The organism is Gilliamella sp. BG3 (genome assembly GCF_046635605.1).
Lineage (GTDB): Bacteria > Pseudomonadota > Gammaproteobacteria > Enterobacterales > Orbaceae > Gilliamella > Gilliamella bombi.
In genome coordinates this window covers 18,233-30,749 of sequence record NZ_JBIDFE010000006.1, presented here as the reverse complement: position 1 = coordinate 30,749, position 12,517 = coordinate 18,233, and the positions used below count along the sequence as shown (strand labels likewise).

At 35.6% G+C, this 12,517-nt stretch carries 12 protein-coding genes and 1 tRNA gene; 11 read left to right on the top strand and 2 right to left on the bottom strand.

Annotation, left to right across the window (positions count from 1 at the left end; translation table 11 throughout):
- The first annotated feature begins 32 nt into the window (after nucleotides 1–32).
- The 11 genes from panS to lysS all read left to right on the top strand — a co-directional run bounded on the left by panS (nucleotide 33) and on the right by lysS (nucleotide 10,044).
- A complete protein-coding gene (gene panS, locus ACGH6S_RS04115) occupies nucleotides 33–998 on the top strand; it encodes a ketopantoate/pantoate/pantothenate transporter PanS (protein ID WP_174799270.1) in 966 nt (321 codons plus the stop codon).
- 128 nt (nucleotides 999–1,126) lie between these two features.
- Nucleotides 1,127–2,530, top strand: coding sequence for a DHA2 family efflux MFS transporter permease subunit (locus ACGH6S_RS04110; RefSeq protein ID WP_174799269.1), 1,404 nt, complete (start codon nucleotides 1,127–1,129; stop codon nucleotides 2,528–2,530).
- Between the two features lie 4 nt (nucleotides 2,531–2,534).
- Nucleotides 2,535–3,167 carry an MBL fold metallo-hydrolase gene (locus ACGH6S_RS04105; RefSeq protein WP_065561679.1) on the top strand — a complete coding sequence of 211 codons (633 nt, stop codon included), beginning with the start codon at nucleotides 2,535–2,537 and terminating at the stop codon, nucleotides 3,165–3,167.
- A gap of 156 nt (nucleotides 3,168–3,323) precedes the next feature.
- The gene (locus ACGH6S_RS04100; protein ID WP_174799268.1) at nucleotides 3,324–3,911 is read left to right on the top strand and encodes a biotin transporter BioY; all 588 of its coding nucleotides are present in this window, start codon (nucleotides 3,324–3,326) and stop codon (nucleotides 3,909–3,911) included.
- Nucleotides 3,895–4,470, top strand: coding sequence for a YiiX/YebB-like N1pC/P60 family cysteine hydrolase (locus tag ACGH6S_RS04095; RefSeq protein ID WP_174799267.1), 576 nt, complete (start codon nucleotides 3,895–3,897; stop codon nucleotides 4,468–4,470). The genes ACGH6S_RS04100 and ACGH6S_RS04095 overlap by 17 nt, the downstream gene beginning before the upstream one ends.
- 97 nt (nucleotides 4,471–4,567) lie before the next feature.
- A tRNA-Asn gene (locus tag ACGH6S_RS04090) sits at nucleotides 4,568–4,643 on the top strand.
- Between the two features lie 211 nt (nucleotides 4,644–4,854).
- Nucleotides 4,855–5,583: a type 1 glutamine amidotransferase gene (locus ACGH6S_RS04085; protein WP_174799266.1), complete on the top strand. Its 729-nt coding sequence runs from the start codon at nucleotides 4,855–4,857 to the stop codon at nucleotides 5,581–5,583.
- A gap of 25 nt (nucleotides 5,584–5,608) precedes the next feature.
- The gene (locus ACGH6S_RS04080) at nucleotides 5,609–6,460 is read left to right on the top strand and encodes a VanW family protein (RefSeq protein WP_218055910.1); all 852 of its coding nucleotides are present in this window, start codon (nucleotides 5,609–5,611) and stop codon (nucleotides 6,458–6,460) included.
- Nucleotides 6,461–6,581: 121 nt separating this feature from the next.
- The gene (locus ACGH6S_RS04075; protein WP_065561675.1) at nucleotides 6,582–7,208 is read left to right on the top strand and encodes a Fe-Mn family superoxide dismutase; all 627 of its coding nucleotides are present in this window, start codon (nucleotides 6,582–6,584) and stop codon (nucleotides 7,206–7,208) included.
- Between the two features lie 189 nt (nucleotides 7,209–7,397).
- A protein-coding gene (prfB, locus tag ACGH6S_RS04070; protein ID WP_174799264.1) for a peptide chain release factor 2 occupies nucleotides 7,398–8,496 on the top strand; the annotation gives its coding sequence in 2 pieces (ribosomal slippage) (nucleotides 7,398–7,472 and nucleotides 7,474–8,496; 1,098 coding nt in all).
- A gap of 30 nt (nucleotides 8,497–8,526) precedes the next feature.
- Complete coding sequence (gene lysS, locus ACGH6S_RS04065; RefSeq protein WP_065561673.1) at nucleotides 8,527–10,044, top strand: lysine--tRNA ligase; 1,518 nt, start codon at nucleotides 8,527–8,529, stop codon at nucleotides 10,042–10,044.
- Nucleotides 10,045–10,359: 315 nt separating this feature from the next.
- On the opposite strand, the gene ACGH6S_RS04060 is transcribed toward lysS, so the two are convergent.
- Both ACGH6S_RS04060 and upp read right to left on the bottom strand, forming a co-directional pair.
- Complete coding sequence (locus tag ACGH6S_RS04060; RefSeq protein ID WP_411578422.1) at nucleotides 10,360–11,619, bottom strand: uracil-xanthine permease family protein; 1,260 nt, start codon at nucleotides 11,617–11,619, stop codon at nucleotides 10,360–10,362.
- Between the two features lie 102 nt (nucleotides 11,620–11,721).
- On the bottom strand, nucleotides 11,722–12,348 hold the full coding sequence (gene upp / locus ACGH6S_RS04055; RefSeq protein WP_174799263.1) for a uracil phosphoribosyltransferase: 627 nt from the start codon (nucleotides 12,346–12,348) through the stop codon (nucleotides 11,722–11,724).
- Between the last annotated feature and the right edge of the window lie 169 nt (nucleotides 12,349–12,517).

Here is a 12,517-nt window from a genome sequence, read left to right as displayed (position 1 = left end):
TTATTTTAGTAAACCAACGACAGTAGGTTTATATGGCTAGACAATTGAATCAACTATTTGCTCAATCTATTTCCTCCCTCACCCGATTATTTCCTTTGTGGGCAGTTTTGTGTGCGGTTATGGCCTATTTTTCTCCTGATACTTTTACACCTATACGTCCCTATACATCACAATTACTCATGTTTGTGATGTTCACCATGGGAGTTACATTAAGTATTGATGATTTTAGACGTGTAGTCACCAAACCTAAAGCGGTGGTTATTTGTACTTTGTTACATTACATTGTTATGCCGTTAACTGCTCTAATTTTATCAAAACTGTTTACAATGAGACCAGAACTATTGGTTGGCATGGTGTTAGTTGGAAGCGTAGCTAGCGGAACAGCATCAAATGTGATGATTTATCTTGCCAAAGGTGATGTTGCATTGTCTGTTACAATTTCATCTGTTTCGACACTTGTGGGGGTAGTTATAACACCACTGATAACACTACTATTAGTTGGAACAACAGTTGAAGTCCCTGTTTGGGGAATGCTTGTACATATTGTACAGATTGTACTAATACCGATTATATTAGGATTAATTGTTCACCATTTCTTAAATGCTATTGTTAAAAAATGTGAGCAATTTTTACCACTTTTATCAATGATTTGTATTTTATTAATTATTTGTATTGTAGTAGCAGGTAGCCATACTCAAATTGGCCAAGTGGGGGGCACTGTTATTTTTGCAGTTGTGATTCATAATGCGTTAGGATTGCTTGGTGGTTACTGGGGAGGACGTTTATTTGGTTTTGATGAATCAACCTGCAGAACCATGTCACTTGAAGTAGGAATGCAAAACTCTGCCCTTGCAGCTACTTTAGGCACCACCTACTTTTCAGCTTTATCAGCTCTACCTGCTGCAGTATTTTCTGTTTGGCACAATATTTCAGGTTCATTACTGGCTGGTTATTGGCAAGGTAAACCAGTAAAGAATAAGAAAAAATCCAATCATTAACAAATAATATTGTAAAATAGCATTCATCAGCTCTCTTTCTTAATCAACTCTAAGTAAGAGAGCTTAATTTTCTGAGCTTATATCCAACCGCTCCACTAGCATTTAAATTAATTTTAGGCCAAATTAAAATGAATAGCGAATTACAGTTACCACCGTTTGTCTATCGTATATTACCGTGGATTGCGGCGTTTGCATTCTTTATGCAATCACTTGATACCTCGATATTAAATACAGCTCTCCCCACTATGGCTAACGACCTCAATGAGTCCCCATTAAATATGCAATCAGCCGTGATAAGTTATGCTTTGACCCTTGCATTATTTATTCCTGTTAGTGGTTTTTTATCAGATAAATTTGGCACTAGAAATATTTTTGTCATGGCCGTTTCACTATTCACACTGGGCTCATTACTTTGCGCTTTATCTAATTCATTAATTTTTTTAGATATATCACGAGTGATCCAAGGTGTTGGTGGCTCGATGATGGTGCCTATATCACGTTTAGTATTGATAAAATCTTTTAAGCGTAGTGATTTTTTAGCTGCGTTAAATACAGCCACGATTCCTGGATTAATTGGTCCCGTTTTAGGGCCAGTATTGGGAGGATATCTAGTTGATATGGTAAGTTGGCACTGGGTGTTTTTTATTAATTTACCCATTGGTATTTTAGGTATAATAATTAGTTGGAAATACATGCCTAACTTAAAAGGCCAACACATGCCTTTTGATCTATTAGGCTTTATATTTATTGTTATTAGCTTTATTAGCGCCACTTTGAGTGTAGAGATTTTAAACCAAAATCAGACATATTATTGTCCATTACTACTTGCGACAATTAGTCTACTTTTTTTATTTATTTATCGTGAATATGCAAAAAAGAAACAAACTCCATTATTCCCACTATCGCTATTTAAAATCCGTACGTTCAAAATAGGAATTATCGGAAATTTAATTTGCCGATTAGGTATATCAGGAGTGCCTTTTCTTATTCCACTATTATTACAAGTGGGATTTGGTTATTCAGCTATTTTTGCCGGCATTATGTTGATGCCAATGGCCATTGCTTCAATTTGTACTCGAATCTTTATTCCACGTATTTTAGCACGTTTAGGTTACCGTTTCGTACTAGTTACTAATACAATTTTAGCTGGCATAATGATTATTTTAATGTCCGTATTAAATTTATCGACACCACTTATTCTTATCAGTTTATTGCTATTTTGTATCGGTGGAATCAACTCCATGCAATACACGTCCATGAATAGCATAACCTTAGCTAATCTAGAAAACGACAATACAAGTAGTGGCAATAGCTTAATGGCAGTAAATCAACAATTAGCAATTAGTTTTGGTACCGGATTGGGTGCTGTTTTATTACGCTTAATTAGCACCACAACAAGTACTATTCACTCATTTCAGTTAACATTTGTTATACTTGGTATGATTACCGTTTTATCAAGCATTATTTTTGCACAATTAAAAAAAGAAGACGGACAAAATCTAACCAATCATCAGCAAGAAATAAGGAGATAAATCTATGTTCCAGTACCAAATCATCCCAGTTACAGCTTTCCAAGAAAATTGTAGCATCATTTGGTGCGATCAAACCATGGAAGGTGCATTTATTGATCCCGGAGGTGAACCCGAACTGCTTATAAAAGCGGTTGAAAAGCTAGGCGTTAATATTAAGCAGATTTTATTAACCCATGGACATTTGGATCATGTCGGTGCTGCAACTATATTGGCTAAACATTATGATGTGAAGATTATTGGACCAAGCCAAGAAGATGAATTTCTATTAACAAGTTTACCACAACAAAGTACACAATTCGGTTTTCCTTATACTGATAGCTTTTTGCCTGATCGTTGGTTAAAAGAAGGTGAGCAGATTCAAGTTGGTAATATTAGCCTTGATGTACTTTTTTGCCCGGGTCACACTCCGGGACATATTGTTTTTATTAACCATTTGGATAAGCTGGCTTTTGTCGGCGATGTATTATTTAAAAGTAGTATAGGAAGAACTGATTTTCCACGAGGCAACCATGCCGATTTAATTTCATCAATCACTAATAAATTATTACCACTTGGGGATGACTTTATTTTTGTACCAGGCCACGGACCTATGTCTAGTTTTGGTCATGAACGAGTTAGTAATCCTTACTTAGTTTAAGTAACAAATTATTTTAATTATCACACTCTTTATTTTAGAGTGTGATAAAAATATCCTATATTCCACTCCAATGTAAACAAATTAAAAACAAAAAAGTTTACAACAATAATAATTGCGCTATTATAGTTCTACTATTTATATAAAAGGTAGAAAATAATGAAACTTCAACCGACTTCGTATTATCCAACATTTATCACTACACTTGTAAATTTATCTTCTTGGCAACGTAAATTATTAACCACAACAAGTGCAGCATTACTTTTAGGATTAGCCGCTAACATTAGTATTCCAACTTACCCTGTTCCATTTACATTACAATCATTGGCTGTATTGTTAACTGGTGCTTTTTTAGGTCGTAAACTAGGTGCATTAGCAATACTCCAATACCTTATTTTAGGTGCAATTGGGTTACCGCTATTTGCCAATGGTAGTGGTGGAATTATGGCGTTAGCATCACCATCTTCAGGTTACTTATATGGCTATGTATTTAGTGCCTATTTAGCAGGGTTTGCAGCAGAAAGAGGTTATGATCGTCACTTTATTTTAGGTTTAATTGCATTCGCTTGTGCGCATCAATTGTTATTTGTATTTGGCGTTGTCTATTTAATGGGCTATTTACACATCACGCTAATTGATGCTTTAAAAGTGGGTTATCTGCCATTTGTTGGTGTGGATGCGCTTAAATTTATTATTGCAACTTGTGTAATGTTTTCGCTATGGCGCTATCGTGCTAAAAAACAATAATATCCAATGTGGAGATATTATCTTCCAAAGCCTAAAAAAAAATAATGCTTTTAATGGCGCTGTAAGCCTTTCAGGTGCATTGTCAAAGATAGATGAAATAACCAAAAGTATTAATCATGTTGGTTTATATATTGGAAATAATACCGTTATTGAAGCAACGCAAAACTATGGCGTGATTGAACAATCGTTTACTAATTTTATTTGTGCAGCTAAGCACAATATCATTGGTAGAATCCATGATTTAGTTGTTATTCAAAATGCATTAAGACGGGTAAAGAAATGCTTGGGTTCACCTTACAATCACAGCTTTCATCCCAATGCAGATGGGTTTTATTGCAGTGAACTAATTACTTATGCCTTTAAAACTGAGCAAGGTAATAATTATTTCGCATTATATCCAATGAATTTTAAAGATTTAGCGACAAATGAGATTTTATCTTATTGGGTTGATTATTATCGCGATCTAAATCAGATTATTCCACAACATGAACTAGGATCGCACCCACAGCAATTACTTAGACAACGCCATTTATTCAAGACAATCCTAACACTTGAATGATAATAAAAGGTGGAAATTTTACACAAAAAAACATTTAAAATAATTTAACTATTGACATAGCGCCATTAAATCTATAATATGCGCGCTACATTTCGGTTCCTCCATAGTTCAGTCGGTAGAACGGCGGACTGTTAATCCGTATGTCACAGGTTCAAGTCCTGTTGGAGGAGCCAACTTTCAGATTTTCATATTTATCTTTCCCTGTTGTTTCATATTTTAAGTAATTTCTTTTTACCTATTTTTTATCGTGTTAGTTCAAAATTCTGTATTGCAATTGCAAATAAATTATTCATAATAACTCAAAAATAAATTTATATCCTTTGATATAAATTTTATCAAATCATAATGTTAATAATGATATTTATAGACAAGGAGGAGTTATTAATGCATATACATTTTATTATTCATGAGGATTTTGAAGCGCCCGGAGCTTATGAACAATGGGCGATAAATAATCATCACACTATAACTTATTCTCGCGTTTACCTTAATGAACCACTTCCTAATAGCATTGATGATATCGACTTTCTTATTGTTATGGGCGGTCCACAGTCACCATCAACGACCAAACAAGAATGTGCTCATTTTGATTCTAAAGCAGAACAAGCCATTATTTTATCAGCAATAAAAGCAGAGAGAGTAGTCATTGGTGTATGTCTTGGTTCACAATTAATCGGCGAAGCTCTAGGGGCAAATTATAGCAACAGCCCAGAAAAAGAAATTGGCAAATTCCCTATTATGTTAACTCAAATCGGTAAAACAAATCCTTTGTTTACTGATTTTGGTAGTACATTAGAAGTCGGTCATTGGCACAATGATATGCCAGGTTTAACCAAAGATGCTCAAATTATTGCGTATAGTGAAGGGTGTCCTCGTCAAATCATTGCATACAGTAAATTTGTTTATGGTTTCCAATGCCATATGGAGTTAACACCTGAAGTAGTCGAATTATTAATTACCCATTCACAAAAGGAACTTAGCCAAGCAGAAAAATACCGCTTTGTCGATACACCTGATAAGCTTCGCTCTCATGATTACACTGAAATGAATCAAAAACTTTTCACTTTTCTCGACAAGTTAAGCCAACGCTATCTGTCACCTTTAGAAAAATAACTGATTATATCTTGTCGATAAGGGAATGGAAAATATGCAGGATATTATTATCGATAAACCGATAAAACGCAGTAAATTAAGGCTAAAATTAGGCAAAGAATATTTTATCTTAAAACGAAAATTTGATTGGTGGCGACATCGTAACGCATATTGCACTGTCGACATAAATAATAATACATGTTGTTATTCACACAAAAAACATCAGTCTGTTTTATTAAGACAACTAAAAGATGTTGATATGTATTTACAATATAACAAAATCACTAATCTTAGATTAGCAATTGAAAAACTTAATGGTTCAATCATTAAGCCTAATCAACGTTTTTCGATCTGGCAAAAAGTAGGACGCCCATCCAAAAAAAGGGGATTTTTAGAAGGACTATCATTACATAATGGACAGATAGGCAAAGATATTGGTGGAGGATTATGCCAATTAGGTAATTTGATTTATTGGATTGTATTACACTCCGATCTTACAATCATAGAACGTTGGCGTCATAGTTTTGATGTTTTTCCCGATATTAATCGAACGATTCCTTTTGCTTGTGGCGCCACCTTATCTTATAACTATGTAGATTTACAGTTAATCAATAAAACCAATAGCACTTACCGGCTTAATCTTTGGCTTGATGATCAATATTTACATGGCGAATTACTTGCTGATACCCCCTTAAGTAATCATTATGAAATCCTAGAAACCGATCATCGTATTGAACAACAATGGTGGGGAGGTTATACCAGACATAATAAAATATGGCAACGTAAAACACATTTAATTGATAACCATGTTGAAGAAAAGCTCATCAGCGAAAACCACGCAATTATGATGTATACCCCATTTATAGCAAATAATGAAGACGAATTGAAAAAGCAATAGTCATTCTGATAACAGATAGTCACTAGCTATCTAAGTGATAGTTTGAGAGCTATACTAATAGCCCGTATACTCATGAAATAAAGTAGTTAATAATACCTAATATATGAAAGGAGCAAATTTCATGGCTTATACTTTACCTCCATTACCTTATGCTTATGATGCATTAGAACCTTATATTGATTCTGAAACTATGCATCTGCATCACGATAAACATCATCAAACCTATGTGAACAATGCAAATGCCATTCTTGAAACTTTGCCAGCTGAATTAAAAGAACTTTGCCCTAGCACTTTGTTAAAAAATTTAGATAAAGTACCTGCTGACAAAATTACGGGTATTAAAAATAACGTAGGTGGTCATGTTAATCACACTCTTTTCTGGGAACTATTAAAAGTTGGTACTGAACTAAAAGGCGACCTAAAAGCGGCCATCGAAAAAGATTTTGGTTCAGTTGATGCATTTAAAGAAAAATTTGCAGCAGCGGCAGCAACTCGATTTGGTTCAGGTTGGGCTTGGTTAGTATTACAAAATGGTAAACTTGAAGTCGTTTCTACAGCCAATCAAGATTCACCGATAATGGGCGAAAAATTTGCTGGTGTTTCTGGTACGCCGATTTTAACACTAGATGTTTGGGAACATGCTTATTATTTGAAATATCAAAATCGCCGTGTTGATTACATTGGTGCATTTTGGAATGTAGTTAATTGGGATAAAGTTGCTGAGCTATACGCTGAAGCAAAAAAATAACTCGATTGTACTCATATCCTTTTCATCTTAAAAAGTGGCGCCTAGTGCGCCATCTTTTCTTTTTGAGCAATGCTTTATTTACTGAGTCAAAGTCAAAAATAGTAATTGGCAATTGCTAAATTATGCCCAAATCCGCTACAATGGACGCTTGTTTAATAAATCATAAAACAGAGCAACTCCATTTAAATCATGTTTGAAATTAATCCAGTTAAATTAAAGATAGCAGAACTTACCGAACGCACAGCCGTGATTCGGGGGTATCTTTGACTATGATCTAAAAAAAGAACGGCTCGAAGAAGTCAATGCCGAGCTAGAGCAATCCGAAGTATGGGCCGATCCAGAAAAAGCACAAGCGTTAGGTAAAGAACGCGTTGCACTTGATGAAATAATCAATACCATTCATTCATTAACTCAAGGTCTTGACGATGTTGAAGGCTTGCTTGAACTTGCTATTGAAGCTGAAGATCAAGATACTTTCGATGAAACTAATTTTGAACTTGAACAGTTAGAGAAAAAACTGGCTGGACTTGAATTCCGACGAATGTTTTCTGGTAAATATGATAGTGCAGATTGTTATTTAGATATCCAATCAGGCTCAGGGGGAACTGAAGCACAAGATTGGGCAGAAATGTTACTTAGGATGTATTTACGCTGGGCTGAATCAAAAGGTTTTGCAACTGAAGTGATGGAAGTATCGGATGGTGATGTTGCTGGTATCAAATCGGCAACGATTAAAGTATCGGGTGATTATGCTTACGGTTGGTTACGCACAGAAACTGGAGTACACCGCCTAGTTCGCAAAAGTCCATTTGACTCAGGCAATCGACGCCATACCTCGTTTGCTTCTGTATTTGTTTATCCTGAAATTGATGATGATATTGATATCGACATTAACCCTGCCGATCTCCGTATCGATGTATACCGTGCGTCAGGCGCTGGTGGTCAACATGTAAATAAAACTGAGTCTGCTGTACGAATCACTCATATTCCTACGGGTATTGTTACTCAATGTCAAAATAACCGTTCACAACACAGCAATAAAGATCAAGCAATGAAACAGTTAAAAGCAAAACTGTATGAGCTTGAGATGCAAAAAAAGAATGCTGAAAAACAACAAATGGAAGAGACTAAATCTGATATTGGTTGGGGAAGCCAAATTCGCTCTTACGTACTTGATGATTCGCGTATCAAGGATTTGCGTACTGGCGTTGAAACTCGTAATACACAGGCCGTATTAGATGGCGATTTAGATCAATTTATTGAAGAAAGCTTAAAAGCAGGTTTATAAACCGCTTGGTTATAAATAAAAGGTAAAACTATGTCAACAGAGCAGCAAGATCAACAAAACCAAATTGAAGAGTTAAATAATGAACTAAAAGTACGTCGCGAAAAGCTCGCTCATCTTCGCGAACAAGGTATTGCTTTCCCTAATGATTTTCGCCGTGATGCGATTTCTAGTGATCTCCATAAACAATATGGCGATAAAACTAACGAAGAACTGATTGAAAAGAAAATTATTGTAACTGTGGCTGGCCGTATGATGATGCGTCGTATAATGGGTAAAGCTTCGTTTGTTTCTCTACAAGATGTTGCTGGACAAATCCAACTTTATGTTACTCGTGATGATCTCCCTGAAGGTTTTTATAACGAGCAATTTAAAAAATGGGATTTGGGAGATATTGTCGGCGCTAAAGGTTACCTATTTAAGACTAAAACTGGTGAGCTTTCTATCCACTGTGAAGAAATTCGTTTATTAACTAAAGCTCTTCGCCCATTACCTGATAAGTTTCATGGACTTGCCGATCAAGAAATGCGTTACCGTCAACGTTACTTGGATCTTATCACAAATCAAGAATCAAGAGAGACTTTTAAAGCGCGTTCCAAAGTTGTCAGTGAAATCCGCAACTTTATGATTGAAAACCACTTTATGGAAGTCGAAACACCAATGATGCAGGTAATTCCGGGTGGTGCATCAGCTAAACCATTTATTACGCATCACAATGCGCTTGATTTAGATATGTATATGCGTATTGCGCCAGAACTTTATCTAAAACGATTAGTTGTAGGCGGCTTTGAGCGGGTATTTGAAATTAATCGCAACTTCCGAAATGAAGGCGTATCACCAAGACATAATCCAGAATTTACCATGATGGAAATGTACATGGCTTATGCTGATTACAAAGATCTGATCGTATTAACAGAAACATTATTCCGTCGTTTAGCTATTGCGGTAACAGGTGATGCTGTTGTGCAATATGGTGAACATACGTTTGATTTTGGTAAACCATTTATCAAAATGACCATGCGTGAAGCCATTTGCCATTACCGCCCTGAAACCAATAATGCAGACTTAGATGATTTTGATAAAGCTTGTGCTATTGCACAGTCAATTGGCATTAAAATTGAAAAAGGTTGGGGACTTGGTCGTGTTGTGACTGAAATTTTTGAAGAAGTGGCTGAATCGAACTTAATTCAACCAACTTTTATTACCGAATACCCAGCAGAAGTATCACCGCTTGCTCGCCGTAACGACGAAAATCCATTTGTAACAGACAGATTCGAGTTTTTTATTGGTGGTCGTGAAATTGGCAATGGATTCTCAGAGCTTAATGATGCTGAAGATCAAGCTCAACGCTTTGCTGATCAAGTATCACAAAAAGATGCGGGTGATGATGAAGCGATGTTTTATGATGAAGATTATATTACAGCGCTGGAGCACGGTTTACCGCCTACAGCAGGACTTGGGATTGGTATTGACCGTACGGTGATGCTATTTACCAACAGCCATACAATTCGTGACGTAATTTTATTCCCAACCATGCGTCCAATCAAATAAAACGGTTTATCATTAAAAACACATTTATTTTTGGATAAGTGTGTTTTTATACTCAAACACATGCTTACCTGAAACTTTTTGACAAAAAACAGCGATAAGCATATAAAAACAAAAAATCCATTGAATATAAATACTGCATAATTCTATACATGGATTTTGAGCTAACTGTGAAGTTTGATAACCACCGTATTGATTAAAAATGCAAAAATAGGTTTACCACCAAAAAAATAGAAAGGCTAAAAAGAGTGATAGATTAATACAGTTATATTATAAATATCGTTGGCTATAAAAATAACCAACGATATAGCAGTTAATTTAGTGGCTATTAGTTGATTTGACTTGATGTGGCAAGATAAGATTTAACACAATAGCTAAAATACCGCACAAACTAATACCTTGCAGTGTATAAGAGCCAAAATCAAAGATCATCCCTCCAATACCAAAAACTAAAACTAATGAAACAATACACATATTACGCGGTACAGATAGATCGACTTTATGTTTCACTAAGATATTAATGCCCACTGATGCAATAGAACCAAACAGTAATACCATAATCCCCCCCATTACTACAGTTGGAATTGAACTTAAAAATGCACCAATTTTTCCGATAAAAGACATTAAAATTGCCCAAAAAGCTGCCCATGTCATTACTCGAGTTTTGAAATTGCGAGTTAGCGTTACTGCACCAATCACTTCTGCATAAGTAATACACGGTGGTCCACCAAAAAATCCTGCCATCGAAGTTGCTAGCCCATCACCAAGTAATGTACGCTGTAAACCGGGATCGCGTGTATAGTCTTTACCTGTTACCGAACCAATCGCCATAATATCACCAACATGTTCAATGGTTGGCGCAATTACAATCGGGATCATATACAAAATGGCTTGCCAGTGAAATTCAGGAAAAGTGAAATCGGGAACTTTAAACCATGGTGCGTCAATAATAGGCTGGAAATTGACAATACCAAACATGCAAGAGAGCGTATAACCAACTACAATACCCGAAATAATAGGTAATAATTTTAAAAAACCTTTTGCCCAAATGGCAACCACTAAAGTTGTTAATAATGATACCATTGAAATAATAATCAATTGATAATTTTCAGCTTGCAGTCCACTGTTTTTACCCATTGCCATACCTATAGTAACAGGCGCCAATGATAAACCAATAACCATAATAATTGGTCCAGTTACAACTGGCGGTAAGATACTATCAATAACATGTTTACCATTTATTTTTACTAAAAAAGAAAAAAACATAAATACAAATCCCGCAGCTATTAAACCGCCTAAAGTAGCAGGAATCCCCCATTGAGCAACACCAAATGAGATAGGAGCAATAAAAGCAAATGACGAAGCTAAAAATACAGGAACTTTACCTTTAGTTGTCAATTGAAATAATAAAGTACCTACTCCAGCAGTAAAAAGAGCTACATTTGGGTTTAACCCTGTTAATAGTGGAACTAACACCAATGCACCAAATGCGACAAATAACATTTGCGCTCCAGTAAAAATATCTTGCCAAGAATGTTTATGCAGTGATGTTATATTTTTTGTTTTATCTGTTGTGATATTGCTCACATCTCGCCTCTCTTACTTAACGAAATTTATTGTATAACTTGCCTGATTAACAGGCATAAAAAAACCGGATTAACCGGTCTAAATTTTGAGATTTTATTTTGTGCCGAAGATTTTGTCTCCAGCATCACCCAGTCCAGGTAGTATGTAGCCTTTTTCGTTCAACCTCTCATCAATCGATGCAGTATAAAGTTCAACATCAGGGTGAGCTTGTTCAAGCACTTTAATACCTTCTGGTGCAGCAACTAAAACTAATACTTTAATATTTTTACAACCTGCTTTTTTAAGCAAATCGATTGTCGCCACCATTGAGCCACCTGTAGCTAACATTGGATCAACAACTAAAGCCATTCGATCTTCAATATCCGAGGTTAGTTTTTGAAAATAAGGAACAGGTTCTAACGTTTCTTCGTTACGGTAAAAACCAACAACGCTAATACGGGCACTTGGCACATGCTCAAGCACACCATCCATCATACCTAAGCCAGCACGCAAAATAGGTACAACCGTAATTTTTTTACCCTTAATACGTTCTACTTGAACAGGTCCACACCAACCATCTATTGTTACTGTTTCGGTAGGTAGATCAGCAGTTGCTTCATAAGTTAATAAACTGCCAACTTCGCTGGCAAGAGCACGAAATTCTTTGGTACTAATATCGTGTTCACGCATTAATCCAATTTTATGGCGTACAAGAGGGTGTTTTACTTCAACTATTTTCATGGATGGCCTCAGTGTTATTTTCTATAATCTGTTAGCTGGTATAAATAACCACTGAGCGATAATTCTAACATAGTTATCACTTTATGAAAACCTGAAATCAACAGCCTTATAGGCAATGTAAATATTGATAAAAAATAAAAATAAAAAAATTTAACGATAAAAATCAGTT

What these genes read in the sequence shown, in the direction of transcription:
- upp (WP_174799263.1), bottom strand. Translation starts at nt 12,348, where the DNA reads ATGAAAATAGTTGAAGTAAAACACCCTCTTGTACGCCATAAAATTGGA.
- ACGH6S_RS04080 (WP_218055910.1), top strand. Translation starts at nt 5,609, where the DNA reads ATGGAAAATATGCAGGATATTATTATCGATAAACCGATAAAACGCAGT.
- ACGH6S_RS04100 (WP_174799268.1), top strand. Translation starts at nt 3,324, where the DNA reads ATGAAACTTCAACCGACTTCGTATTATCCAACATTTATCACTACACTT.
- ACGH6S_RS04075 (WP_065561675.1), top strand. Translation starts at nt 6,582, where the DNA reads ATGGCTTATACTTTACCTCCATTACCTTATGCTTATGATGCATTAGAA.
- ACGH6S_RS04085 (WP_174799266.1), top strand. Translation starts at nt 4,855, where the DNA reads ATGCATATACATTTTATTATTCATGAGGATTTTGAAGCGCCCGGAGCT.
- lysS (WP_065561673.1), top strand. Translation starts at nt 8,527, where the DNA reads ATGTCAACAGAGCAGCAAGATCAACAAAACCAAATTGAAGAGTTAAAT.
- ACGH6S_RS04110 (WP_174799269.1), top strand. Translation starts at nt 1,127, where the DNA reads ATGAATAGCGAATTACAGTTACCACCGTTTGTCTATCGTATATTACCG.
- ACGH6S_RS04105 (WP_065561679.1), top strand. Translation starts at nt 2,535, where the DNA reads ATGTTCCAGTACCAAATCATCCCAGTTACAGCTTTCCAAGAAAATTGT.
- panS (WP_174799270.1), top strand. Translation starts at nt 33, where the DNA reads ATGGCTAGACAATTGAATCAACTATTTGCTCAATCTATTTCCTCCCTC.